We start from the raw sequence: 24,653 nt of genomic DNA, 5'->3' as shown, positions 1-24,653 counted from the left end.
ATTGATCTGTGATCCACAGTTAAGACCAAGCGATACGTACTTGGCAACAAGTTATGGTGCTTTTGCCAAAATTGAGTTCACACTTACCTGTCAATGCACAGCGTTTAAGCGCCGCATATGCCACGCAAGACATTGATTACTCGACAAAACAGGTTTTCCGATCCGCTCTTGGATTTTCGGTATCGCGTCGAGAGTTCGCAGGTTGGTACAACTCAGGAACACCGCCTCGACCGCCGGATCTGCCCCCAATTCGGAGGCCGCCTCGACCACGGATTCCGTCGATATCCGCGCCACCTTGGCCTCTTCTGCCTGCCCGAAACTTGCAAAAACATCCATGCCTATTCCACTGGCCTGAAACGCAGTACGCAGCGGTATGTTGACCTCTTCGATGTAAGGCGACAGCAGGGCAAATTTCGAAACACCGAGGTCGGCGGCGCAGGCAATCGCCGCGCGCAGAGGATTCGTTACTTCACGGGTGTTGCATGTCTGTTTGACCAGTTCTGCCACGCGCTCTGACCCGATCACAGAACTGGCCGAGGTACAGCCATAACCCACAACATTGTAGGGTCGCGCATTTGGAAGCAAACGCGCTGCTGCGGGCAGCGCCTTCTCCATCTCGGCAAGGCTTTCGGTCGTCACCTCGATCCCGCTGGGAATACGCGTGACGTGAAGGGGATATTTGCGGTCCGCGAAATATGCGCCGAATTCAGGCTCTAGCGTCTCATCGACCTGCAAAACGATCAGCCCAAGCGGCGAGGCGTTTGGATCGTCTTCGTCCAGAGTGTAAGGGACATGGGTCATAGCTGCATCATCTCCGGCCCGATCCTCGGGCTGATAAACCGTGGGGTGCTGTCAGTGATGACTATGTTTTCCTCATGCACCAGAATTTTGTCGCCAACGGCGATGCCCGGTTCCAGTGTCAAAACCATTCCCGGCTCCAGAACGGTGTTGTCCGACGGGATCAGGGACGGCCATTCGGTGAGGGACATTCCCAAACCATGGCCCAGGCGACCCGCATCCGTACCCTCTGCATCCGCCGTGAGAACCGCGTTCATGGCATGAAACAAATCCGCTGCGGTTGCGCCCGGACGAGCGATTTCGAACGCAGCATCCGATGCCTCGATTAACCTAGCATGGGCGTTTGCCACATCAGGCTGAGGCGGGCCGATTGACCAGTTTCGGTCGAAGTCACAGAAATACCCGTCCCAGACCAAACCAGTGTCCAACATCAACACATCGCCCAGCGCCAGCGGTACGCCAAAGGCTGGTGAAATCACATCGGCATAGCCACCCTGCTCCGCACCGCCTGCAAGATAGGGCACCCAATCGGCGCCCTCTTCCAAGCACAGCATCTGAAAGCGGCGGAACACCTCATCCAACGGCACTCCCTCTCCGGCGATCTCGGGGACGCGGGCGAAGGCCCGACCGGCAATGCTGCAGGCGGTTTCGATCTTGGCAATCTCGGCCTCGGACTTGACCATACGCAACCGGCGCAGGATGCCGCTGTCGCCTGTCAGCACCCTTGGTCCAAGCCGGCGGCGCAGACGTTCAAGGTCTGCCAAAGGCATGCGGAGGTGCGTCTCATGCCCATCCGGGATCCCAATTCGCCCCTCTTCGGGTGTCACTTCCGCCAGCGTGTCACATAGCAGGGAGACACCGTCATCTTTCAGATCAGGCGCACTCCACGTGCGGATATCATCGATCCATGTCTGCGCCATAAGGGCTGCCCCGATCGACGGGATCACTGCGATCGGCTTGCCCTCGGCTGGCACAATGAGGAACCACGGGCGGGTCGGGCTTTCCCAAAACCGGGTCAGAAACCCGGTAAAATAGCGTACATCCGTCTCGGTTGTCAGCAAAAGCGCAGATAGGCCCGCCGCATCTATCAAATGCTGCGCGCGCTTGGTACGCGCTTCAAACTCGGATGGCGCAAACCCCCTCATTCTGCGGTCTCGGAGAGGATACACAGCACGCGCGAGGTCTCGGTCATTCCCAATTCGGCCCGCGCCTGGTCATTCAGAACTGCTGCGAGCCCAGCGCCGCCCGAGGCTGTTGTCTCCAACCCCGCTGCGGCCATGGCGGCCAGTTTCTCGGATACGTCCTCGTCCGAAAGTGTCAGGAACAGGTCGGCGTCGCGTGCCAGTCCGTTCAGCGCGATCAGCGAAGGCTCCTTGCAATCCAAACGCCCCATAATGCTATCTGGCCCATCGGCGAACACGCACGACCCGGCCTCGATACTGGCCTGCAGGGCGGGCGCGGCTTCAGGTTCGACCACGACTATTTTCGGCGCGTCACCCCAGGCTTTGCGGGCGTAGGCAGCAACAGCCCCGGCCAGACCACCAACACCGGCCTGCAACATGATGTGAGTCGGCACTTCGGGGCATTGGTCCACCGCCTCAGACGCCATTTGCAGATACCCCTCCATCAGGGTCCACGGCAGATCAAAATACCCGTCCCATGAGCTGTCCGAGAGCAAGGTCCACCCGTTTTCGTCAGCCGCGTCGCTTGCGGCTTGCATGCTGGCTGCATAATCGGACCCACTGCGAACCACGTCGGCACCTTGGCCTTTTAGTCGGGCGGCAAAGCTCTCGGGCACCGTCTCGGCAATATAGACAACAGCTTTTGCGCCAAACATCCGCGCGCCCGCCGCAACACTCATCCCGTGATTGCCAGCGCTGGCGGTCACGTAGGTTGACCCTGCCAATGTGTCTGCACCCGGCGCATCAGAGGCTTCGGCAGCATGGCGCGCAACCACATAAGCCGCACCGAGGGCCTTGAACGAGCCCAGATTCATGCGCGCGCGTTCATCCTTGACCCAAAGCTTCGCAACCGGGGCGAGGCCTGCGGCATCCACCAACGGTGTCTCTTTCGCCGCCGGGCACATCGACAACAATGCCGCAACGCGGGCCGCATCTGTCGACGGATAAGGGGCCGAGGGCGCAAGATTGGGACCTGCCCGGTGTGTATTCGCAACGATTTTCATGTGACTCCCCGCCTTTTTGCCTGACGTGATCCGATCGCCCTTGATCTGTCAACTCTCCTGATCGTTAACCGATCTGCTCCAAGAGCCAGTCATGAAACAATCCCGCTGCCGGGTTCGCGGTATTGGCGGATAGGAAATACCCCTCATTGCTGTCGATCGACCCGCTATGCGCGCGCTCGACCAAGCCCGTATCAAGCGCGTGTTTCGCCAAAAGCTCGCTCACCAAAGCCACGCCACCCCCATGCGCCGCCAATTGAAGCGCCATGCCAAAAGTATCCACAAAAACGGTGGGCTGGCTTTGTAACCCTTGGCTTTCCAACCATCGACTCCACCCGCCTGAAGTCCCTACCGCCTCGATCAGTGGCAGGTCCGAAATGTCCCCCAACAGGGCCGGGGATTTGAAGGGAACAAGCCGGTCCGGCATCAGACGAACAGCGCCCTGCCCCACCTGTTTCTTCGATCCGAACCGCACCTGCACATCCGCTTGAGAAGCATTGAAATCGTCCGGCCAAATCGCGCTGAGCAGCCGCACACGGATATCCGGGTGCTGATGGGCAAACGCGGGCAGATGTGGGGCGATGACCCATTGCGCGATACTGACCGAGGTCGCGACCGTCAGAACGTCTCCGGACGCGTTGGTGTCGAACTGCCCGGCAGCAACGGCCAGCGCCTCAAGCGCCTTGCCCACCTCGGGCAACAGCTTTCTCCCCGCATCCGTCAGCGCCAGACTGCGCGGATGGCGCACGAAAAGGGATGCGCCCAACCGCAATTCAAGCGATTTCACCTGCTGGCTGACCGCAGATTGCGTCAGACCGATTTCCTCGGCCGCAGCGGTAAAGCTAAGCGTGCGGGCGGCGGCCTCGAAGGAACGGAACCAGGTCAGAGGGGTAAGTGATTTTGCCATAGGCCAAGCCAGTCATTAGTCTTGTTAATGTCAAAGCACATAATTCTATCATTTGTCAAAAACCAGCCCCGTTTCTAACGTCGGCCCGCGCGACAGGAGAAGTTTTATGCAGCCGGAAATACGCAAAATCGTAACCTATGATGAAGAGGTTCTGGTCGAGGGGTTTCGCCCCGCAAAAACCCCATGGCGCATGTTCGCAGTGGCCGCTGTGGTCACCAACCCATGGGCCGGCCGATATGTCGAAGACCTGAAGCCCGAGATTCAGGCCTACGGTCCCGTTCTGGGTGAGATGATGACCAAGCGCATGATTGCGCTGGCTGGCAGCGGCGATGCGATCGAGGCCTATGGCAAGGCCGCAGTGGTTGGTCTGAATGGCGAGGTCGAGCATGCCTCAGGCCTCATTCACACTCTGCGCTTTGGCAACCACTACCGGCAGGCCGTCGACGCAAAGTCATATCTCGCCTTTACCAACACCCGAGGGCCCGCGAACGCTCCGATCATGGTGCCGCTGATGGACAAGAACGACGCCGGGCGGCGCTCGCACTATCTGACCATCCAGTTTTCGATCCCCGACGCACCACGAGACGACGAGATTGTTGTGGTGCTTGGCGCGGCGACCTCGGGCAGGCCGCATCACCGCATTGGCGACCGCTATCAGGACCTCAAGGATTTGGGCCATGACGTGGACAACCCGGCCGCGGTCTGAGATCGGCGGGCTCGTAGCAATCCAGACCGGAGCGGGACCGAATGTCCTGCTGCTGCACGGCGTTGGATTGCGCGCAGAGGCCTGGGGCGCCCAATTGGACGCGCTGGCATCGGTGGCGCGTCTGACCGCACCGGACATGCCAGGTCATGGTGAAAGCCCAATAGGCAGCACGCGCGCAGAGTTGTCGGGATACACCGAAGCTACATTAAGCGTTCTGGATCAACTGGGGGGACCAACGGTCGTTGTTGGTCATTCCATGGGCGCAATGATCGCGCTCGATCTTGCGGCAAGGGCACCGCAACATGTCGCCGGTGTCGTTGCACTGAACGCCATTTTCGAACGCAGTTCCGAGGCCACAAAGGCCGTTACAACCCGCGCCGCCGCACTTGACGGTCAAACACCAAGTGATCCGACGGTCACTCTACAGCGTTGGTTTGGTGACACTGATCCGCCAGAATGTGCTGCGTGCCGAACCTGGCTGACGACCACAGATCCAGCGGCCTACAAGCAAGCTTATACGGTATTTGCCAACAGTCCGATCCCGCGCCGGGACGATTTGAAGACGCTCACCTACCCCGCCTTGTTTATAACGGGTGATCTTGAGCCCAACTCGACCCCGGACATGTCACGCGCCATGGCGGAGCTTGTTCCGAACGGGCGGGCGCAGATCATCAAGGGCGCTGCTCATATGATGCCGATGACCCACGCCGCAGAGGTTAACGCCGCACTGTCAACCTTTCTGAATGAGGTGCAACAATGACCAGTCTCGATCCTCGCGACCTGCGGCGCGCCTTTGGCAGCTTCATGACCGGCGTCACAGTTGTGACGACGCGCGATGCCGCGGGCGTTCCGTTGGGGTTCACTGCCAACTCCTTCTCATCCGTTTCTCTGGACCCGCCGCTCTTGCTGGTTTGCCCGGGCAAGAACCTGTCCTCCTACGATGCCTTCACGTGCTGCGAGCATTTCGCGGTGAACATTCTGGCTGAGGGGCAAGAGGATGTCTCAAACACCTTCGCCGGGTTCAAAGGGGATCGATTTGCGAAAACCGCGCATCAGCTGAACGCTCATGGTGTCCCTCTTCTGGACGGCGCGGTCGCGACGTTTTCATGCCGGACCCATCAGACCATCGAGGCCGGAGATCACTGTATTCTGATCGGAGAGGTTGAGGCCTACTCACATGCCGAAACCCGAGGCCTCGGATATGCCAACGGGCAGTATTTCAGCCTCGGCCTTGAACGCGGCGCATTCGAGGCCGCAGACCGAACCGTTGTCTGCGGCGCTATCATCGAATGCGACGAAAAAGTGCTGTTGGAGAAAACCGCGTCCGGATACCGCCCGCCGCAGATCAGCTTGTCGGATCATCAAGCCCTGCGCGAAAGCCTGCAGCAAGACTTGGCAAAGCGCGGGATCACGGCGCATTTGGGTGCCGTCTATTCCGTCTACGACGATGCCACGACGCACCATGTCTACACGCTCGCGTCGGCATCGACCCTACCGCTCAACAACAACCTTGAATCGGTTGCCATCGAAAACCTTGCAAACCTGACTTTCGCAACCCCAGCCATCGCCACCATGATGTCTCGCTTTGCGTTTGAAAGCCTGACCCGCGACTTTTCGCTATACCTCGGCGACGCACAGCGGGGCGATGTACATACTCTCTCGGAAAGGACTGAATGATGGAGTTTTCCCTCTTTGCTCATATGGAGCGGCTCAACCCCGAACAGCCTCATGAGAAACTGTATGAAGAGTTTATCGAGCTGTGCAAAATGGCGGATGACGCCGGTATGCGAGCGGTGTGGACGGGCGAGCATCACGGGATGGATTTCACCATCGCGCCCAATCCATTGATGTCCCTAGTCGATATCGCGCATCACACCAAAAACATCCGCCTTGGTACCGGCACCGTCATCGCGCCCTTCTGGCACCCGATCAAACTGGCCGGTGAAACCGCCGCAGCCGACCTGATGACCGGGGGACGCATCGAACTGGGTATCGCACGCGGGGCCTATTCCTATGAATATGAGCGATTGATCCCTGGCATGGATGCCTGGGACGCGGGCCAGCGCATGCGGGAAATCGCCCCCCTGTTGCCCAAATTGTGGGAAGGCGACTGCGCCCATGACGGAGAGTATTTCCAATTCCCCGCCACCACCTCTGCCCCGAAACCCGTTCAGGACGGAGGGCCACCGATCTGGATCGCGGCCCGCGACCCGAACAGCCATGAATTCGGCGTCCAAAATGGCTTCAACATTCAGGTCACGCCTCTCTGGCAAGGCAACGCAGAGATTGAGAGTTTGATGGGCCGCTTCAATGATGCCTGCACCAACTATGACGGGCCGCGCCCCAAGATCATGCTGCTTCACCACACCTATGTCGGGCAGGACGCCGCTGATGTGGATCAGGCCACGCGTGAGCTTTCGCGCTTTTACAATTATTTCGGTGCGTGGTTTCAGAACAAGCGACCCGTACATCAGGGGCTGATCCAAACTCTGACGGATGAGGAAATGGCCGCCAACACCATGATGGCCCCCGAAAACATCGGCCGTGATCTGACAGTTGGCACGGCTGAGCAGGTCACGGATCGCCTGAAGCACTATGAAGACCTTGGTTATGATGAATACTCGTTCTGGATGGACAGCGGCATGAGCTTTGAGCGCAAGCGCGCTTCGCTGGCCCGGTTCATCGACGACGTGATGCCAAAGTTTCAGTGAGGACCCGTGATGCAACAGAACCCACACTATCAGCTTTTCATCGACGGAACCTGGACCGAGGGCGCCAACGGGCAGGTCATGACCTCGCAAAACCCTGCCACCGGCGAAGCTTGGGCGAGTTTCGCCTGCGCGGCACCAGAGGATGTAGATCGCGCCATCTCGGCGGCGCGTCGGTCCCTGAATGACCCGGCTTGGCGGGATCTGACGCAAACTGCACGCGGCAAACTGTTGTTCAGGCTTGCTGAGCTGATCGAACAAAACGCCGATCGCATTGGCGAGATTGAGACGAAAGACAGCGGAAAGCTCCTGGCCGAAACCGCAAGCCAGACGGCCTATGTCGGCGACTACTATCGCTACTATGCTGGTTTGGCCGACAAGATTGAAGGCGCGGTGCTTCCGATCGACAAGCCCAACCTGCATGTCTTTACCCGCCGCGAACCGATCGGCGTCGTCGTCGCAATTGTGCCCTGGAACGCGCAGATGTTTCTGACGGCAACCAAGCTGGGACCAGCCCTTGCCGCCGGATGTTCGGTGGTGCTGAAGGCCTCTGAGATTGCGCCCGCTCCGATGCTGGAATTCGCGCGTCTGGTCGAGGAGGCGGGCTTCCCGCCCGGCGTCGTCTCGGTTATCACGGGCGACGCAGAAAACTGCGCGATCCCCCTAACCCGACACCCCGACGTGGATCGCATCGCCTTTACCGGTGGTCCCGAAACCGCGCGCCATGTGGTTCGCAACTCGGCCGAAAACTTCGCCGTAACCACGCTGGAGCTGGGCGGAAAATCCCCGATTTTAGTATTTGACGATGCCAATCTGGACGGGGCCGCCAATGGCCTGATCGCAGGTAATTTTGGGGCCTCCGGGCAAAGCTGCGTCGCCGGATCACGCGGTTTGATACATCGCCCAATTCTGGAGGCCTTGGCCGCCAGGATCGAAGAGAAAATGAAAGACGTTGTTGTGGGTGATCCGTTGAACGCCGCAACCCATATCGGGCCGCTCTGCACCAATGCACAGATCGCCAATATCAAGACGGTACTGGCTAAATCCGCCGATCAGGGCGCGCGCATTCGATTTGGCGGCGCGCCCCTCGACCGGCCCGGCAACTTCATGGCCCCGACTCTGGTCGAATGTGCATCACCCGAGACCGAGACCCTTAAGGTCGAGATGTTCGGGCCCGTCATGTCCCTGTTGCCCTTCGACACCGAAGAAGAAGCAATCGCTTTGGCCAACGACACCCCGTTCGGATTGGGATCGGGCGTATTCACCGAAAATGTCGCCCGCGCGCATCGCGTTTCGTCCCGATTAAAGGCCGGTATTTGCTGGATCAACACCTATCGTGCGGTGTCACCCATCGCGCCGTTTGGCGGCTACAACCAATCCGGCTATGGCCGCGAAGCCGGGATCGAGGCCATTCAGGACTATACGCGCACCAAGACCGTTTGGCTGAATACATCAGATCATCCCATGTCGAACCCGTTTGTAATGCGCTGAGGGGGCGATAGATTTCGCCCTCTTCTCCACAACCCTATGGCCCTTCGGAAAATTATCCCACACTATGGCGCAAGAATAGTGGTTGGAGACGGAAGAATGAGCGCACATGGATATGAAGGCGGTCGGTTAAACTTGCCCTTTGTCGGGATTTCGACCTTTGGCAAATATCCCTATGTCAGCGACTGGGATGCGATCGACGCTGATGTCGCGATCTTGGGCGCTCCATTCGACTTTGGCACACAGTTTCGGCCCGGCGCGCGGTTCGGCCCACGGGCCATCCGCGAAGCCTCGACCCTGTTTTCCTTCGGGCATGGCGGCGCATACGACCACGAGGATGACATCACCTACTTGCCGTCGGAAACCACCCGGATCGTGGATCTGGGCGATGCGGATATCGTGCATACCAGCACCGAAAAAAGCCACGAGAACATAAAACTCGGTGTCGAAAAATGCCTTGAGGCCGGGGCCTTGCCCGTGGTTCTGGGCGGAGATCATTCGGTCAACATCCCCTGCATTGATGCCTTCGCAGCGGATTGCGAAAAGAACGGCCCCATTCACATAGTTCAGATCGACGCGCATCTGGATTTCGTGGATGAACGGCACGGGGTTCGGTTTGGGCACGGAAACCCAATGCGGCGTGCGGCGGAGAAACCCTATGTCTCGGGCCTGACGCAAATCGGCATCCGCAACGTCTCGTCGACCGCAAAAGAGGGCTATGAGGACGCCCGTCGTATGGGGTCAGACATCCTGTCCGTCCGGCAATTGCGCGAACTGGGGACCGAGGCCGTTCTGGACCGGATACCGGAGGGCGCCAGGTACTATGTCACCATAGACATTGACGGTTTCGATCCCTCCATCGCGCCCGGGACCGGTACACCCAGCCACGGTGGGTTCCTGTACTACGAAGTGCTGGAACTGCTCGACGGTCTGACCCAGCGTGGGGATGTGGTGGGGATGGATCTGGTCGAAGTGGCCCCGGACTATGATCACACGGGCAGCACCGCCATTCTGGCGGCACAGATCCTCATGAACACGATTGGGCGTATTCTGCACCACAAAGGTTCGCCCAGCGCGGGGTAAGAGCAGGTTTTCGGACTAAAGCTCGGTCTTTCAGACCGACTTCTGCTGCATATGCGGAGAGGTTCCGAAATACCGGCGGAAGCATTTGGAGAAATAGCTGGCTGAGCCAAAGCCGCAGGCGATGGCCACATCCAGCACCCGCATATCGGTTTGCTGCAACAGGGTGCGCGCACGCTCGAGCCTCAGGCGCGTCATATAGTTTTTTGGGCTCGTGCCCACATACCGCTGAAACAGGCGCTCAAGCTGTCGGGTCGAGAGGCCCGCGCTTTCGGCCACGACACTGGGCGACAGCGGGTTTTCAAGGTTTTCGCGCATGATCATGATGGCGGTCGCCAGCTTCTCATGACGGCGGCCAAAGCGGAACAGATCCGTCTGCGTCTGCCTGCCGTCCTTTGGACGCACCGACGCATAAAGCAATTGATCCGCCACGCGGGAGGCAACAGTCTGACCACAGGCCTGACCGATCAGCGATGAGAACAGATCGAGCGTGGTGACACCTCCGCCGCAGGTCGCAATCGGGCCTTCATCTACAAAGACCGAGCAGTTGGATTCCACAGTGGGGAACAGCTCAACCATCACGGGTTGCTGTTTCCAATGTGCGCTCAGGCTCTGGCCGCTGGCCACTCCGGCCATAGCCAGAATACCGGACCCACCCCCGATGCCGCAAAGCTGAACGCCGAACCGACGCCCCTGCCGCAACCAGGATTTCAACTCATTCGAGATCGACCGATCCACGGTCATCGGCCCGCAAATGACAATGCAATCGCCCCGGCGGGTCTTGATCAAACCGCCATCAACAGCAACCGTCATCCCCGAGGATGAGGTCACCGCTTCGCCGGTTTCGCTGACGATATTCCATTCGAAAATAGCCTGCTCGGAGGCGGCATTCGCCGCCCCCAATGAGTCGATCCCGGCCCCAAGGTCCAAAGCAGAGAACCCCGGCGTCAGCAGGAAAATGAAGCGATTCAGCTCATTCACCCGTGTGCTTGCATCTGCAAAATTGATCTCGGGACGACCCATTCCGGCTTTCCTTTCTTACGTCCGCATATTGGCGCCATTGGCGTCATAGGCGGGTGCACCCAGAACTTCGGCGTCGTAGAACGCGCCCAGGATTTCCACCTGCAGCTTGGTTCCCGGAGCGGCGCTCTCGGTTGCGACGTAACCCATCGCCATCGACTTGCCGACGCGGTGGCCGTAGCCGCCGGACGAGACATAACCGACCGCTTCGCCATCTTTCAGGATCGCCTCGTCATTCGAGACATCGATGCCGTCCACGTCGATGGTCATCGTAACCAGCTTGCGGGCAACGCCATCCTCCTTGAACTTCAGCGTCGCATCCTTGCCGACAAAGTCCTTCTTCCAGTTGATGAAGACATCCATGCCGGATTCGACCGCGTTGAAGTCAGGACGGAAATCGGTGGTCCAGACGCCCCAGCCTTTTTCAAGGCGCAGCGACATCAGCGCACGCGCGCCGTACCAGCGATAACCCAGATCGGCCCCGGCCTCTTCGATCGCCTCGGCCAGACGCAGCAGGTACATCGGCTTGCAGTAGATCTCAAAGCCCAGCTCGCCCGAGAACGAGATACGGTTCAAGATCACCGGAACCCCGCCCACAAAGGTCTGACGCAGATCGCGGAACTTGAGCGCATCGGCGCTGACGTCGTCGCGGGTGATACGGGCCAGCAGCTCGCGCGATTTGGGGCCCGACAGAGCGATCCCATGCCAGTCATCCGAGACATTCGCATAGGACACATCCGCAGGCAGGTCCTTTTCGAACCAACGGCTGTGTGCGTCCTGCATCGTGCCGGAACCGAACAGCATGAAGTGATCGTCACCCAGGCATGCCACGGTCAGGTCACCGTACAGACGGCCCTTTTCGGTCAGCATCGGGGTCAGCGCCAGACGGCCCGGTTTCGGGACGTAACCGGCCAGAGTGCGGTTCAGATATTCACGCGCGCCAGCGCCCTTGAACTCGTGCTTGGCGAAGTTGGCGATTTCGATACCGCCGACGGCCTCTTGCACGGCTTTGACTTCGCGCGCGACATAATCGTGGCTGCGGTTCCGCTCGAAGGTCGGGGTTTCATGGGCGTCTTCGGCATTGTTGGCAAACCACAGGGCGTTTTCCAGGCCAAAGCCCTGCCCCATCACCGCGCCCTTTTCGACCAGACGGTCATAGAGCGCGGTGGTTTTCTGCATCCGGCCTTTGGGCAGCGTTTCGTTCGGGAAGGTCATCACGAAACGACGCTCGTAGTTTTCCGAGGATTTGATGGTGCCCCAGTCCGGCGTTGCGAACTCGCCAAAGCGGGCCACGTCCATCGCCCAGACGTCGATCGAAGGCTCACCGTCGATCATCCATTCGGCCATGGTCAGGCCAACGCCGCCGCCTTGGCAAAAGCCTGCCATGACGCCCACCGCGACCCAGTAATTCTTCATGCCCGGAACCGGGCCGATCATCGGGTTGCCATCGGGGCCGAAGGTGAACGGGCCGTTGATGGCGTCCTTGATGCCGGATTCGCCAATGGCGGGGATACGCTCGAACGACATTTCCAGACGGTCGGCGATGCGGTCCAGATCGGGTTGCAGCAGCTCGTGGCCGAAATCCCAAGGCGTGCCATCGACCTTCCACGGGGTCGATTTCGGCTCATAGGTGCCCAGAAGCATGCCATGGCGTTCCTGACGGAAATAGATGTTGGCCTCATAGTCGATGCCTGCGGGCAGACGACCGGCTTCGCCCATGCTCTCCATGCGGTCCTTGATCATCGGGATCGCGTCGGTGATCAGGTAGTGGTGCTCCATCGGCTGTACGGGCAGGTGGATGCCCGACATATGGCCCACTTCACGCGCCCAGAGGCCGCCGCAGTTCACGACCTGCTCGGCGTTGATGACGCCTTTGGGGGTGGTCAGATCCCAGCTGCCATCGGGGCGCTGGCTCATCGAGGTCACGCCGCAATGGGTGAAATACTGCGCACCGTGGTGACGGGCGGATTTTGCGAAGGCGTAGGTTGCGCCCGAGGGATCGACATCGCCGTCCTGCTCGTCCCAAAGGGCGGCGTGATAGTGTTTGGGGTCGATCAGCGGGTGACGCTCGGCCAGTTCCTGCGGGCTGATGAATTCCTGATGCAGGCCCATGTAACGCGCTTTCGAGCGTTCACGCTTGAGGTAGTCGTACCATTCCTTTGTCGAGGCCGCGTAGAAACCACCGGTGATGTGCATACCGACCGAATGGCCCGAGGTTTCTTCGATCTCTTTGTACAGATCAATAGTATAGCTCTGCAGGCGCGAGATGTTGGGGTCCGAACTGATCGTGTGGATCTGACCCGCCGCGTGCCAGCTGGAGCCGGATGTCAGCTCGTCACGTTCCAACAGGACAACGTCTTTCCAGCCGAACTTGGCCAAGTGAAAGAGGATCGAACAGCCGACAACGCCGCCGCCGATGACAACGACCTTGGCGTGGGAAGGCAGCTTTTTACCAGACGTGGTTTCGTCTTTTTGAATCTCAGGCATTGGAGTTTCCTGTGTCGTTTTCTTGTGGTGATGGAGGAAGGGGGGCTGTCTGCCCCTCATCGCGCCGTTCGGCGCGATTCCCCCCGAGGATATTTCTGGCCAGATGAAGGGATCCCGGTTTTAGTACCAGGCGTCCGGGATCTCTTCTTTGCGTTTGGCCACATAGGCGGCCAGTTCTTCTTTCTTGGCCTCGTCCATGGCGGGGGGCTGGTATTCGTTCAGCATCTGGTTCCAGCGCTCATAGGCGCGGCGGCGCATGTCCTTGGAACCGCCCTCTTCCCAGCTTTCGACGTTTTCGCTGTCGCTGAGCTTGGGTTCGTAGAATGCGGTCTGGTAGTTGCGCATGGTATGCGCGCAGCCGAGGAAGTGACCGCCTACGTCGACCTCATCATAGGCGTCACGAGCGAAGGCGTCGTCGCTGGTGTCTAACCCTTGGCTGAGGACCTTTTGGTATGAGCCAAGACGGTCTGCATCCATGATCAGCTTTTCAAAACCAGTACACAGGCCGCCTTCGAGCCAACCGGCCGAGTGTAGAACGAAGTTTGCACCGGCCAGCATGGTCGAATGCATCGAATCCGCCGATTCATAGGCGGCCTGCGCGTCCTCGATCTTGGAACCCGTCAGCGATCCACCGCAACGCAGCGGCAGACCAGCACGGCGGGCCAGTTGGCCGATGGCGTAGTTCGAGATCACTGGTTCGGGCATACCAAAGGTCGGTGCGCCGGATTTCAGCGACATGGACGACAGGAAGTTGCCCAGAACAAAAGGCGCGCCAGGGCGCAGCAGTTGGACGTAAGCGCAGACCATCATCGCCTCGGCCATGGCCTGTGCGACACTGGCGGCAGTGCTGACCGGACCCATCGCGCCGGACAGGATGAACGGAACCACGATCATGCCTTGGCCGCGCGTCGAATAGACCCGTGCCGCTTCGGTAACAACGCGGTCAACCAGCAATGGAGAATTCGTGTTCACGTTGCCCATGATGACGCAATTGTTTTCCATGAAATCCGCGCCAAAGATGATCTCGGCCATGTCAACGCTGTCTTGTGCGCGGCTCATCTCGGTGATGGCACCCAGATGCGGTTTATCGCTGAGGGTCATGTGTGCAAACATCATGTCGAGGTGACGCTTGCTGACCGGCACGTCGCAGGGTTCGCAGGTCACGAAACCGCCATGGTGCAGGTTCGGATGCAGGTAGGTCAGTTTCACCAGCTTTTCGAATGACGCGATGTCGCCGTAACGGCGACCGCCTTCCAGATCACGCACAAAAGGCGCGCCGTAGACCGGCGCGAAAACCTGATTGCCGTCACCTATGACGACCGAACGCTCGGGGTTGCGTGCGACTTGTTTGAAGCTTTTGGGCGCCTTGGCACACAGGCTGCGAATCCATTGCGCGTCGGCCCGCACGATATCACCGTCGACCCGCGCGCCTTCACGGCGCCACAGCTCCAGCGCTTCGGGGTCGTCGCGGAAGGCGATTCCCACGTCCTGGAAAATCCAGTCGACCTGAGCCTCAATACGGACCAAATCTTCCTCGTTCAGAGGATCAAAAAACGCCAACTTTCGTTGGATATAGGGGGAGGCCGGGACGGAACCGGCCTCGGAACCGCGGGAACGGGATTGACGTGCGCGCCGAGCCATACATAGCACTCCATTTGTTTGGTGCATATTAATCGACAAGAAAACGCATGTGACGCTTGAAAATTTGAATGCTTAGCATAAAAGCAGTTTATGCAAGAACTCTGGAAGCAGCTTGGCTCACCCCGCAATCTGGTCGTATTCGAGGCCGCCGCCCGCCTTCAGTCCTTTACCCGCGCCGCGCATGAGCTGAACGTGCAACAACCCGCCGTCAGCGTTGCCATCCGTAGGCTGGAAGAAGGCCTGGGAACGCCCCTGTTCACCCGCGGTCACCGTCAGGTCGTACTGACCGGAGCGGGTGAGCGGCTGTTGGCTGATGTCTCGCGGGCATTCGAGCAATTGGCCCTGTCGGTTGAGTCCATTCAGCAGACCAAACAGGCGGGCTATGTAACCCTCAGCGCATCAACGGCCTTCAACAACTATTGGATCATGCCGCGACTTGCCGATCTGCAAAGCCAGCATCCGAAGATCGACTTGCGCCTGCAATCCAGTGACCGGGAACCGGATATCGACGCGGAAAACATCAGCCTTGCGGTGCGTCTGGGGGATGGAAACTGGGCGGATTGCGAAAGCGCCCTGATCGCGCCCGAGGCGATCTATCCCGTCGCCTCGCCCCGCGTCATGGCCGCCGCAGTTGATCTGAGAAGCCTGCCCAATCTCCTGTCCCAACGCCTCATTCATCTGGAAGAACCCATTCGTCAGCGTCCGAGTTGGAGCGATTGGTTCGCCAATTTCTCAATCAGGACGGCAGTTCCGAACACGGGGCTGCGGCTGAATGACTATGCGCTTGTCCTGCAGGCGGCGATGGCCGGTGAGGGGTTTGCCTTCGGCTGGAAACACCTGACCGACCGTCTTGTAGATCAGGGTCTTCTGGCCGCCCGATCCGATTGGCAATGGACGACGGGTAAAGGGTTCTATCTGGTTTGGTCCAAGAAAACCCCTCTGTCCGATGATGCGCGAAAGGTAAGAGATTGGATTTTGCGCACTCTGGATGAGGCCGCCTGAGCACGACACGCCATTGAGTGGCGCGCGCTCCCGCCCCGAATATGCGTCAGGACGCTGCCCGCGGATTCCCACGTCGGTCTAGGGCAGAACCAAAACCAATGGACCTGACGTCAGGGGCGAATTTTTCACAAAATGAACGAATTTCTGTCTTGAAGAAGCAAGGGTTTACGCGTCTACGGAAGGAAAACAGGTTACAGGTTGAAACGAGACTTGAATGCCAGATTTCAGCATCGTCGGCGGCGCATCCACCACATTTACCGACACAACCCCCGGCGGGGGTTTTGTTATCGACTTCAGGCTGCTCGACAACAGCTTCAGCGTGCAGATCAACGGTGTTGATCTTTTTGTCGGCGGCCCTGCCGGAGCACCCAATGAGCTACAGTTCCAGATTAGCGGAACCTCCGGTCAAACCGTGCGATTTGCAGATGGCGACCGGTACGAGGTGAATACGCCTGCCGTATGGCAGCTTCAAAATTCGGACACTGATCCTGTTGTCCGGCTCGAGGTGAACCCGGACGGGACCATCGCCCTGTTCGGTGTGAAGTCCAACGATGGCGCGCTTGTCCCGTTGGAATTGTTCAACGGCCTGACCGTGAACACCGACGCAATCGCGGCAGCCTGGAACGAGGATGGTGACAACACCATCGAAATCGATCAGGTCGTGACCGGCCCGACCAATGCGAGCGGTGAATTCGAGGATGTACCCTGTTTTGCATCCGGAACACTGATCGAAACATCAGAGGGGCTTGTTCGCGTCGAGGACCTGAAGGTCGGCGATCAGGTCCTGACGTATGACAACGGGCTGCGGCCGGTTTGCTGGATTGGCTCTCGTGGCCTGAGCCAAACTCAGCTTGAGGACAAACCGCACCTCAAACCCATTGTGATCAGGGCGAATGCGCTGGGTCCTGGCTATCCGCAGCGCGATCTGATCGTGTCGCCTCAGCACCGGATTTTGGTTTCCTCAGCCATCGCCAAACGGATGTTTGACTGTAAGGATATCCTGCTGCCCGCGAAGAAATTGCTGCCGTTGAGCGGTGTCGATGTTTTGGACGACCTGTCTGGTGGAGTTCGGTATCACCACATCTTGTTCGATCAGCATGAGATCATTTGGTCCAACGGCACGCCCACGGAAAGCCTCTTTCTAGGGCCGCTGACCATGCAGGCCATCTCGCCCCAAGCGCGGCAAGAGATCAAAGAGCTTTTCCCAGAATGTGCGGCGGTTGATTTTCAGCCGCTGACGGCACGGCTGGTGCCTGAAAAGGGCAAGTGGATTTCGAAGCTTATCGAGCGTCACTGCGGGAACCGCAAACCGCTGTTCGACGGTCAGGTTGCCCATAGCTGAGCAGGGACCCCTGCCCAGGCGACCATGCGCTTGGCCAAGGCCGAGGTTGCTGGCAGAAAAGGGTTGCTATCACCCCCATCATCAAGCAAGCCTGCATACGCCGAGCATCCAATTTCGTTGGATGCAGTCGATAACAGACCCTTTAATTTGGGTAGATATGAGCCAAGTGACAGTTTCACCGAACCCCAGAAAGAAATACGCCACGCCCGCCCAAGACGAAATCGGCGGGTCCTTGTGAACGGTGGAAATCCGGTGCAGGTCCTCAACATTCCGACCGCCGACGGAAACCCCTATCAGCGCAATCTGATGTATCGCTGCGCGGCGGACAGGGTCGAGTTCGTCGGCGGCGGCAAAGGCGCACTTCTGAATTTGGATGCGGCCAAACACCCAGTAACCCATCTACATTGGGATGACCGGATCTTTGGTCGTGACGCAGATGCGCAAAACAACACGGACCTTTTGCACAAGGCGGAACTGTCGATTGACAGCTACCGTGCGCGGGGCGGTCGGCTGGTCTGGACCATTCACAATGCCCGCCCGCACAAGGTGATCAGCCTTGACGGCTTTCGCCAAGCCCGCCAATCGCTGGTCAAACGGGCCGACGCCATCCACGTTCACGCCTCCCATGCCCGCGATCACATGATCTCGGAATACGGGGCCGACCCAAGCCGCATTCATGTGATTTCCCATCCAAGCTACCTCGGGTCGTATGAGCCGCAAGACATCACGCTGGCGCGCGCCATGCCGGATCGCAGCCCAACCGCGTTTTTGTTCTTCGGAATGTTTCGAGGAGAAAAAGGGGCAGAGCGCATCCGGGACGCCGCCGCTAAGCTGACAAAGCGGGACTATGACTATCGTCTGAACATGTATGGCAAGGCTTTCAGCAGCCAAAGACGGTTGCTGAGGCGCCTAGGCTGGAATGAGAACATATCTCTCCGAACCGACCGTATCCCGGATGAAGAGATCCCCCAAATCTTCTCGAACGCGCATTTCTTTCTGGCCCCCTATTCCGAGCTTTTCAGCTCGGGCACTGTTTCACTGGCCTTAAGTTTCGGATTACCGATCATCGGCCCTGCCCTGCGTGAAATGAAAGAAATTACGCCGCCGGAACTGCATGAGACAACACTCTATGACCCAAGCTTGCCCCGAGGGTTGATCCGCGCCATGATCCGATCGCTGCAGATGGAAACCTCAGAGTATCAGAGGCTGCGACAAGCCTGTTTGAACCATGCGCAAATACACTCGCCCGAGGTGATAAGCCCCAAGCTGATGAACATCCTTCTTGAACACCAACCAGACCGGCCCACGACATGACACGTTCGACACCTCGCCTGTTCCTTCGTCACTTGCGTGAGCTGGGGGTAGACCTAGCGCCAAAAGAGCCGGGCGCCGAAATCCGCCCACGCAAACTGTTTCGAGCCTTGTCGCGCCGGGGGTTTGAGATCGAACAGACCAAACCCACCGCCGCAGTTTTGAGAGGCTTCGGGTTTCAGCCTGAATCCGTCATCGATATTGGCGTAGATCAGGGCACCCCGATGATCTACGACGCCTTTCCGCAAGCAAAGTTCCTGCTTGTGGACCCGTTGATCGAATCCCAGCAAAGGGTCCAAAAATACAAAGGCAAACTGGATTTTCGGTTCGAGTGCTGCGCCCTAGGTCCCGAAGACGGCAACATCACAGTCAACATCCCCTCGACGGCTACGAAAACCCGCACAAGCCGAGCAACAGCCATGGAGTTCGAAGGACGCAATAAAGACCAGTTCGCATCGTTTGAAACGCGCGAGGTACCAATGCGCAGGCTGGACAGTCTGACGGCAGACCTGCAGGGCCCGATCGGCATCAAGATTGATACCGAAGGGTTCGAGTTGGAGGTCATGAAAGGCGCAACAGAAACCCTGAAAAGAGCCGAATTTGTGTTGGCCGAAGCGAATGTGAAACGGCGCTATTTGGGTGGATACAGGTTCTCAGAGCTGGTCTCTTTCATGGGTCAGAACGGGTTTGAAATTCTGGATTTCCCTAGACCCATTCGACCGGAGTCTGATGACTGTGACGTTCTATTCGCCCGCTATGACAGCGCGCGTTTTGACTTTTGATGCTCTTGAGAACCCCATTGATCCAACACTGCCGAAGGCATAGCAGGGAAATGGTTTGTCAGGACAAGCTTAAGGCTTGAGGCCGGCGCAACGCATTGCATGATCGGCGCGGCCTCCGTGGATGGCTGGACAATATATACAATTCCGATTTCATGATTGTATGGTTCAACAAACTGCCCAACGCGACCAGAGGTTAACACCCGGAGGGACCCCGTGCTGAATTTGTCGATCCCCATACCTTTGATATTGGCAGCAATACTGCCTGCGGTTCTGGACCGATGCTCTGCCTCGGATACGAGTGTGGCCCTTGGCGTACTGGCACGCGACCGCGTCGCATTGACCGCGACGGCCAGCGAAATCATCGTCGATCTGCCCGTTGCCGAGGGCTCAGTCGTTGCGGCCGGCGATACGCTGGTTCAACTTGATCCCACATTGCAGACCGCAAAGCTGAACCTGGCTCAGGCGGAACTGGAAAAAGCAAAAGCCACCCTTTTGAAGCTGCAGGTTGGGCCGCGCGAGGAAGAGATCGCAATTGCCCAAGCCAAAGTCGCCGGAGCTACCGCGCGATTGGCCGATGCTGAAGCAATCTATGAACGCAATGCCCGTTTGGTGGAAAACTCGGTCGTGACCGAGGCGCAGGTCGCAAATGATCTGGCCTTACGGGACTCGGCACGCGCCGAATTGGTCGGTGCTCAGGAAACGTTGAAAGAGCTTCAGAACGGCACCCGCCCCGAAGATCTCGCCGTCGCCGAAGCAAACGTCCGCGCAGCCGAAGCATCAGTCGATGCGGAACAGACCGTATTGGAGGATCTGACCGTTGTCGCAACACGCGACGGCGTGTTGGACTCGCTGCCCTGGAACCTTGGTGAACGGGTGGCAACCGGCAGCCCCGTGGCCGTTCTGGTCACGGGACAGACACCCTATGCCCGAGTTTATGTACCCGAACCGCATCGGGTGAACCTGAAACCCGGCGATGCGCTGAAGGTGAATGTCGATGGGCTGGATGACCCGCTGGACGGCGTGGTCCGTTGGATCAGCGATGACGCGTCCTTTACGCCCTACTATGGCTTGAACCAAGATGACCGAACGCGGCTTGTCTATCTGGCCGAGATTGACCTGCCCACCGCGTCGCCGGATCTGCCAGCCGGCGTTCCAGTGCAGGTTCCCATGCCATGACAGATGTCGTCGTATCGACACGCGGCCTGACCCGGCAGTTTGGAACAAACACCGCCGTCAACGATTTGGATCTTGAGATTAGAACAGGCCAGATCTACGGGTTTCTTGGCCCTAACGGCTGCGGCAAGACCACGACCATGCGCATGCTGACCGGGCTGCTGACACCGACCAGCGGATCCATCTCGGTTCTGGGCCGGTCCATGCCCGAGGCAGCAGAACCGCTCAAGAACGAGATCGGGTACATGACCCAGATCTTCTCCTACTACCGCGACCTGACCGTGCTGGAAAACCTCAGGTTCGCGGCGGAAATCTACGGTATCCCGGCAAAAGCAGCGAAAGATCGGATCGACGAGCTGCTACACACTTACGACCTGACGACCAACGTAAATCAACTCAGCGGAAGCATGAGCGGAGGGCAGCGGCAAAAGCTGGCACTTGCGGCCACGATCCTGCACCGGCCTAAACTGCTGTTTCTGGACGAGCCGACCTCGGCCGTTGATCCCGAAACACGCCGCACGTTCTGGGAGCAATTGTTCGATCTGGTCGATCAGGGTGCGACCATGATCGTTTCTACCCACTTCATGGATGAGGCCGAGCGCTGCCACCGCCTGGCCATCCTCCAGCATGGTGTCAAGAAAGCGGACGGATCACCGCGCCAGCTTATGAATGATCTTCAAGCCGACGTTGTGGAGGTCGAAGGCCCGGATCTGCGTAGGGTCAAACATGAGCTGGACGGCACGCCAAAGATATTGTCGACCGCTCAGGTCGGCTCTCGCTTGCGGGTTCTGGTGGACAAGTCCGAACCTCAGCCGGTGGACATGCTGCGCGCCCAGCTTGAGGGGTTCTCTGATCTGTCTCTGACACCCCAGAGGCCAAATCTTGAGGACGTCTTTGTCAGCGCTACGCGGGGGGAAGACCCATGATCTCGGCCCGCCGGATCGCAGCCGTCCTCAGGAAAGAACTGTTGCAACTGCGGCGGGACAGGATGACCTTCGCCATGGTCATCATGATCCCGCTGATCCAGCTATTATTGTTCGGATATGCGATCAACACCAACCTGCGCCACGTGCCTGTGGCTGTTGTTGATCAATCCCAAACCGAGCTGTCCCGCATGTTGACGCAGATGGTTCAGGCCACGCAGGTCGTGACAGTCACCGAGCAACTGACAACCCCACAAGAGGCCGAGCGCGCGATCACGGAATCCCGCGTGCGGGCCGCGCTAATCATCCCTCCGGACGTTAGCCAGCGCCTTGCCCGCAGCCCGTCTGTTGGGCTTGGCTTGCCCAATTCAACAGATCAAACCAGTAGTCGACCTGTTGCGCATTGGATCGTCGATGGCTCGGACACCATGGTGGCAAGCGCAATCAAATCCCTGCGGACAATGCCCTTGACCGAACTGCTAAGGCTGCCTGCTAACCGGCAGGTTCCGACATTTGAAGTGACACTGTATTTCAACCCTGAACAGCGATCCGCAGTCAATATCGTGCCAGGTCTTGTGGGGGTGATCTTGACGATGACGATGATCCTGTTCACCTCCGCCGCGATCGTTCGGGAGCGCGAACGCGGGAATATGGAGATGCTGATCAACACACCGATCAAGTCGATCGAATTGATGCTGGGCAAGATCATCCCCTACATCTTTCTGGGCCTGATCCAGGTCGCGATCATTCTGGGGCTTGGGCATCTTCTGTTTGACGTCCCAATTAACGGAGGGCTGGGCACATTGCTGGTGGTGACGCTGCTGTTCATCATTGCCAGCCTTTCGCTGGGGCTGGTGATTTCCACGCTGGCCCAGAACCAGCTTCAGTCGATGCAGATGACCCTCTTTATCCTGCTGCCGTCCATCCTGATGTCCGGGTTCATGTTCCCGTTCGACGGCATGCCTCAACCGGTACAGATCATCGCACAGGTGCTGCCAGCCACGCATTTTATGGAAATGATCCGAGGCGTGGTTCTGCGCGACGCCTCGCTTTATGATCTGCGCTCGGAGATCCTGTGGATGATCGGCTTTGCCATTTTCGGATTGCTGGCAGCAACATTGAGGTTCAAGAAGCGCCTGGGCTAGCGAACCATCTGGCGCTTGGACTGCGTGTCAGGCGAATCGCCACCCTACCTCGGTTTGCTTTGCAAGCGCTCAGCTGGGAGGCATCGAAATCGCAGACGTGTTGTTCAATCCAGAGCCCGAAGTCTCTTTAGCAAAGACGAAGTATCCCAGCGGCCGCCGCCGAGTTTCTGAACATCCTTGTAAAACTGATCGACCAACGCCGTCACCGGAAGGCTCGCCCCGGTTTCATTTGCAGTATCAAGACAAATCCCCAGATCTTTGCGCATCCAATCTACGGCAAACCCGTGGTCAAAGTGGTCGTCCAGCATCGTCTCGTACCTGTTCGCCATCTGCCAGCTTCCAGCTGCGCCTTGGCTGATAACCTCGACGACCGCGCGCCCGTCCAGACCGGCTTTCTCGGCAAAGTGCAGGGCTTCACTCAAACCCTGAACCAGACCGGCGATCGCAATCTGGTTGCTCATCTTCGTCATCTGACCCGCACCGCTTTCGCCAATCCGACGACAGATCTTCGAATAGACCTGCATGATCGGCTCGGCTGCATCGTAAACAGACTGATCCCCGCCGCACATGATCGAAAGGACACCGTTTTCGGCCCCCGCCTGACCGCCCGAAATCGGCGCGTCTACAAAGCCCAAACCCTGATCCTTCGCTGCCGCATACAACTCGCGTGTGACTTTAGCTGAAACGGTCGTGTGATCCACGAGCGTTTTGCTTTGCGACATCCCGGAGAAAGCTCCGTCTGCCCCGGTGCAAACGCTGCGTAGGTCATCGTCATTCCCCACACAGGTCATGACAAATTCTGCCCCCTCGGCCGCCTCGCGCGGGGTTGCGGCCATCGAGCCACCATGTTCGGCAACCCAGGCTTCGGCTTTGGCTGCCGTCCGGTTGAAAACAGTCACGTCGTGGCCTGCAGCCTGTAAGTGGCCTGCCATCGGATAGCCCATCACGCCCAGGCCGAGAAAAGCAAGTTTAGCCATTACTTATGTCCTCTACTACAAAAGGTCTCGCGGTGTTTGACCCGCAAAAAAAGCATCCAGATTGTCCAACGCTCGAAAGCCCATAGCGTCTCGGGTTTTGGTTGTGGCACTGCCGATATGCGGCAACATGAAGATGTTTTCGTGCTCGGCGAATTTTGGGTTTCCACCCGGTTCGTTCTTGAAACAATCAAGCCCGGCAGCCGCCAGCTTGCCGCTTTCGATCGCGTGCAGAAGCGCGTCTTCGTCAACAAGCGCACCCCTCGCCGAATTCACCAGAACCGCGCCGTCAGGCAGTTTTGCCAGATTTTGGGCATCCATCAGGTTCACGGTTTCCGGTGTTGCAGGACAATGCAGTGACAAGAAATCCGCCACCATCAACAACGTTTCGATGCTGTCGTGGTATGTGGCTCCGTGCTCTTGTTCAGGCGACAGGCGGGTGCGGTTGAAGTAGTGAACCTCCATATCAAACCCGCGCGCCTTTTCTGCGAACGCGCGGCCCACACGACCCATACCGACAATCCCAAGCCGAGCGCCGGTGAGCTGTTTGCCGACCATGAAAGACGGGCTCCAGCTGTCCCAAGTACCGGTGCGCATCAGGCGGTCCCCTCGGACCGCATGCCGCGCGGCACCCAGCATCAGCAACATCGCAAGCTCAGCCGTGGCGTCTGACAGGACGTCGGGCGTGTTTGTCACGACAATCCCCTTCGCAGCCAGCGCCGGAAGGTCGCAATGATCTACGCCCACTGAATGGTTCGCCACGATCTTAAGCCGTGGATCAAGCTTTGAGACGACCTCAGCCGAGAAATGTTCCGAGTGACAAGGCATCATCGCGTCGACCTTCGCGCTCATGGCGATGATCTCGTCTGCCGTGCCTGGCGTGTCGGCCTCGTTAAGGATCACGTCATAGCCTTGCCGCGCGCGCGCAATCGTGGCATCGGACACCCGGCGCGGCAGCCAGAGAACGGGTCTATCGCTCATGGG

22 protein-coding genes are annotated in these 24,653 nt (G+C 58.7%); 13 read left to right on the top strand and 9 right to left on the bottom strand.

The genetic code is table 11. The features are described 5' to 3' along the window. Positions 1-90: 90 nt before the first annotated feature. The 4 genes from ACR0C3_RS20530 to ACR0C3_RS20515 form a co-directional block, all read right to left on the bottom strand. Complete coding sequence (locus tag ACR0C3_RS20530; RefSeq protein WP_480760264.1) at positions 91-801, bottom strand: maleate cis-trans isomerase family protein; 711 nt, start codon at positions 799-801, stop codon at positions 91-93. After that, positions 798-1,943, bottom strand: a complete 1,146-nt coding sequence (locus ACR0C3_RS20525; protein ID WP_480760262.1) for a M24 family metallopeptidase — start codon at positions 1,941-1,943, stop codon at positions 798-800. Before ACR0C3_RS20525 ends, ACR0C3_RS20530 begins: the two co-directional genes overlap by 4 nt. After that, positions 1,940-2,983: a pyridoxal-phosphate dependent enzyme gene (locus tag ACR0C3_RS20520; protein WP_480760261.1), complete on the bottom strand. Its 1,044-nt coding sequence runs from the start codon at positions 2,981-2,983 to the stop codon at positions 1,940-1,942. The genes ACR0C3_RS20525 and ACR0C3_RS20520 overlap by 4 nt, the downstream gene beginning before the upstream one ends. Positions 2,984-3,047: 64 nt before the next feature. Then, positions 3,048-3,887 (bottom strand): LysR family transcriptional regulator, encoded by an 840-nt coding sequence (locus tag ACR0C3_RS20515; protein WP_480760260.1) that lies wholly within the window; start codon positions 3,885-3,887, stop codon positions 3,048-3,050. 106 nt (positions 3,888-3,993) lie between these two features. On the opposite strand from ACR0C3_RS20515, the gene ACR0C3_RS20510 reads away from it, so the two are divergent. The 6 genes from ACR0C3_RS20510 (at position 3,994) to speB (ending at position 9,872) form a co-directional block, all read left to right on the top strand. Next, positions 3,994-4,593, top strand: coding sequence for an amino acid synthesis family protein (locus ACR0C3_RS20510; RefSeq protein WP_480760259.1), 600 nt, complete (start codon positions 3,994-3,996; stop codon positions 4,591-4,593). Then, complete coding sequence (locus tag ACR0C3_RS20505; protein ID WP_480760258.1) at positions 4,565-5,353, top strand: alpha/beta fold hydrolase; 789 nt, start codon at positions 4,565-4,567, stop codon at positions 5,351-5,353. The genes ACR0C3_RS20510 and ACR0C3_RS20505 overlap by 29 nt, the downstream gene beginning before the upstream one ends. Beyond that, entirely contained in the window at positions 5,350-6,270 is a 921-nt protein-coding gene (locus ACR0C3_RS20500) for a flavin reductase family protein (RefSeq protein WP_480760257.1), read from the top strand. The genes ACR0C3_RS20505 and ACR0C3_RS20500 overlap by 4 nt, the downstream gene beginning before the upstream one ends. After that, complete coding sequence (locus tag ACR0C3_RS20495; protein WP_480760255.1) at positions 6,270-7,304, top strand: LLM class flavin-dependent oxidoreductase; 1,035 nt, start codon at positions 6,270-6,272, stop codon at positions 7,302-7,304. Before ACR0C3_RS20500 ends, ACR0C3_RS20495 begins: the two co-directional genes overlap by 1 nt. A gap of 9 nt (positions 7,305-7,313) precedes the next feature. Further along, complete coding sequence (locus ACR0C3_RS20490; RefSeq protein WP_480760253.1) at positions 7,314-8,792, top strand: aldehyde dehydrogenase; 1,479 nt, start codon at positions 7,314-7,316, stop codon at positions 8,790-8,792. A gap of 96 nt (positions 8,793-8,888) precedes the next feature. Continuing rightward, a complete protein-coding gene (gene speB, locus ACR0C3_RS20485) occupies positions 8,889-9,872 on the top strand; it encodes an agmatinase (RefSeq protein ID WP_480760252.1) in 984 nt (327 codons plus the stop codon). 30 nt (positions 9,873-9,902) lie between these two features. On the opposite strand, the gene ACR0C3_RS20480 is transcribed toward speB, so the two are convergent. The 3 genes from ACR0C3_RS20480 to ACR0C3_RS20470 all read right to left on the bottom strand — a co-directional run bounded on the left by ACR0C3_RS20480 (position 9,903) and on the right by ACR0C3_RS20470 (position 15,017). Next, a complete protein-coding gene (locus ACR0C3_RS20480; RefSeq protein WP_170490462.1) occupies positions 9,903-10,892 on the bottom strand; it encodes a GlxA family transcriptional regulator in 990 nt (329 codons plus the stop codon). Between the two features lie 15 nt (positions 10,893-10,907). Beyond that, positions 10,908-13,376 (bottom strand): GcvT family protein, encoded by a 2,469-nt coding sequence (locus ACR0C3_RS20475; RefSeq protein WP_480760250.1) that lies wholly within the window; start codon positions 13,374-13,376, stop codon positions 10,908-10,910. Between the two features lie 120 nt (positions 13,377-13,496). Further along, positions 13,497-15,017 carry a trimethylamine methyltransferase family protein gene (locus ACR0C3_RS20470; RefSeq protein ID WP_480760249.1) on the bottom strand — a complete coding sequence of 507 codons (1,521 nt, stop codon included), beginning with the start codon at positions 15,015-15,017 and terminating at the stop codon, positions 13,497-13,499. A 90-nt stretch (positions 15,018-15,107) separates the two neighbouring features. On the opposite strand from ACR0C3_RS20470, the gene ACR0C3_RS20465 reads away from it, so the two are divergent. The 7 genes from ACR0C3_RS20465 (at position 15,108) to ACR0C3_RS20435 (ending at position 22,695) form a co-directional block, all read left to right on the top strand. Continuing rightward, a complete protein-coding gene (locus tag ACR0C3_RS20465) occupies positions 15,108-16,019 on the top strand; it encodes a LysR substrate-binding domain-containing protein (RefSeq protein WP_480760248.1) in 912 nt (303 codons plus the stop codon). Between the two features lie 214 nt (positions 16,020-16,233). Further along, positions 16,234-17,361 carry a Hint domain-containing protein gene (locus ACR0C3_RS20460; protein ID WP_480760246.1) on the top strand — a complete coding sequence of 376 codons (1,128 nt, stop codon included), beginning with the start codon at positions 16,234-16,236 and terminating at the stop codon, positions 17,359-17,361. Positions 17,362-17,595: 234 nt separating this feature from the next. Then, positions 17,596-18,675 carry a glycosyltransferase family 4 protein gene (locus ACR0C3_RS20455; protein ID WP_480760245.1) on the top strand — a complete coding sequence of 360 codons (1,080 nt, stop codon included), beginning with the start codon at positions 17,596-17,598 and terminating at the stop codon, positions 18,673-18,675. Continuing rightward, positions 18,672-19,454 carry an FkbM family methyltransferase gene (locus ACR0C3_RS20450; protein WP_480760244.1) on the top strand — a complete coding sequence of 261 codons (783 nt, stop codon included), beginning with the start codon at positions 18,672-18,674 and terminating at the stop codon, positions 19,452-19,454. Before ACR0C3_RS20455 ends, ACR0C3_RS20450 begins: the two co-directional genes overlap by 4 nt. Positions 19,455-19,667: 213 nt before the next feature. After that, a complete protein-coding gene (locus ACR0C3_RS20445) occupies positions 19,668-20,630 on the top strand; it encodes an HlyD family secretion protein (protein WP_480760242.1) in 963 nt (320 codons plus the stop codon). Beyond that, entirely contained in the window at positions 20,627-21,553 is a 927-nt protein-coding gene (locus tag ACR0C3_RS20440) for an ABC transporter ATP-binding protein (protein WP_170680147.1), read from the top strand. Before ACR0C3_RS20445 ends, ACR0C3_RS20440 begins: the two co-directional genes overlap by 4 nt. Continuing rightward, positions 21,550-22,695, top strand: coding sequence for an ABC transporter permease (locus ACR0C3_RS20435; RefSeq protein ID WP_480760241.1), 1,146 nt, complete (start codon positions 21,550-21,552; stop codon positions 22,693-22,695). Before ACR0C3_RS20440 ends, ACR0C3_RS20435 begins: the two co-directional genes overlap by 4 nt. 104 nt (positions 22,696-22,799) lie before the next feature. Here ACR0C3_RS20435 and ACR0C3_RS20430 read toward each other — a convergent pair whose 3' ends face one another. Both ACR0C3_RS20430 and ACR0C3_RS20425 read right to left on the bottom strand, forming a co-directional pair. Then, positions 22,800-23,672 (bottom strand): NAD(P)-dependent oxidoreductase, encoded by an 873-nt coding sequence (locus ACR0C3_RS20430; protein ID WP_480760239.1) that lies wholly within the window; start codon positions 23,670-23,672, stop codon positions 22,800-22,802. A 15-nt stretch (positions 23,673-23,687) separates the two neighbouring features. Next, a complete protein-coding gene (locus tag ACR0C3_RS20425) occupies positions 23,688-24,650 on the bottom strand; it encodes a 2-hydroxyacid dehydrogenase (protein WP_480760238.1) in 963 nt (320 codons plus the stop codon). Positions 24,651-24,653: the final 3 nt, after the last annotated feature.

It is taken from the genome of Ruegeria sp. CK3 (genome assembly GCF_056536565.1).
The sequence above is the reverse complement of the archived record's forward strand: the minus strand, read 5'-3'. Positions and strand labels throughout refer to the sequence as shown.

Bases quoted from the DNA above. Each gene is read 5' to 3' on its own strand.
- ACR0C3_RS20425 (WP_480760238.1), bottom strand. From the start codon at position 24,650: ATGAGCGATAGACCCGTTCTCTGGCTGCCGCGCCGGGTGTCCGATGCC.
- ACR0C3_RS20500 (WP_480760257.1), top strand. From the start codon at position 5,350: ATGACCAGTCTCGATCCTCGCGACCTGCGGCGCGCCTTTGGCAGCTTC.
- ACR0C3_RS20530 (WP_480760264.1), bottom strand. From the start codon at position 801: ATGACCCATGTCCCTTACACTCTGGACGAAGACGATCCAAACGCCTCG.
- ACR0C3_RS20440 (WP_170680147.1), top strand. From the start codon at position 20,627: ATGACAGATGTCGTCGTATCGACACGCGGCCTGACCCGGCAGTTTGGA.
- ACR0C3_RS20460 (WP_480760246.1), top strand. From the start codon at position 16,234: ATGCCAGATTTCAGCATCGTCGGCGGCGCATCCACCACATTTACCGAC.
- ACR0C3_RS20520 (WP_480760261.1), bottom strand. From the start codon at position 2,983: ATGAAAATCGTTGCGAATACACACCGGGCAGGTCCCAATCTTGCGCCC.
- ACR0C3_RS20450 (WP_480760244.1), top strand. From the start codon at position 18,672: ATGACACGTTCGACACCTCGCCTGTTCCTTCGTCACTTGCGTGAGCTG.
- ACR0C3_RS20510 (WP_480760259.1), top strand. From the start codon at position 3,994: ATGCAGCCGGAAATACGCAAAATCGTAACCTATGATGAAGAGGTTCTG.
- ACR0C3_RS20495 (WP_480760255.1), top strand. From the start codon at position 6,270: ATGGAGTTTTCCCTCTTTGCTCATATGGAGCGGCTCAACCCCGAACAG.
- ACR0C3_RS20465 (WP_480760248.1), top strand. From the start codon at position 15,108: ATGCAAGAACTCTGGAAGCAGCTTGGCTCACCCCGCAATCTGGTCGTA.
- ACR0C3_RS20490 (WP_480760253.1), top strand. From the start codon at position 7,314: ATGCAACAGAACCCACACTATCAGCTTTTCATCGACGGAACCTGGACC.
- ACR0C3_RS20475 (WP_480760250.1), bottom strand. From the start codon at position 13,376: ATGCCTGAGATTCAAAAAGACGAAACCACGTCTGGTAAAAAGCTGCCT.
- ACR0C3_RS20525 (WP_480760262.1), bottom strand. From the start codon at position 1,943: ATGAGGGGGTTTGCGCCATCCGAGTTTGAAGCGCGTACCAAGCGCGCG.
- ACR0C3_RS20435 (WP_480760241.1), top strand. From the start codon at position 21,550: ATGATCTCGGCCCGCCGGATCGCAGCCGTCCTCAGGAAAGAACTGTTG.
- speB (WP_480760252.1), top strand. From the start codon at position 8,889: ATGAGCGCACATGGATATGAAGGCGGTCGGTTAAACTTGCCCTTTGTC.
- ACR0C3_RS20505 (WP_480760258.1), top strand. From the start codon at position 4,565: ATGACGTGGACAACCCGGCCGCGGTCTGAGATCGGCGGGCTCGTAGCA.
- ACR0C3_RS20470 (WP_480760249.1), bottom strand. From the start codon at position 15,017: ATGGCTCGGCGCGCACGTCAATCCCGTTCCCGCGGTTCCGAGGCCGGT.
- ACR0C3_RS20430 (WP_480760239.1), bottom strand. From the start codon at position 23,672: ATGGCTAAACTTGCTTTTCTCGGCCTGGGCGTGATGGGCTATCCGATG.
- ACR0C3_RS20515 (WP_480760260.1), bottom strand. From the start codon at position 3,887: ATGGCAAAATCACTTACCCCTCTGACCTGGTTCCGTTCCTTCGAGGCC.
- ACR0C3_RS20480 (WP_170490462.1), bottom strand. From the start codon at position 10,892: ATGGGTCGTCCCGAGATCAATTTTGCAGATGCAAGCACACGGGTGAAT.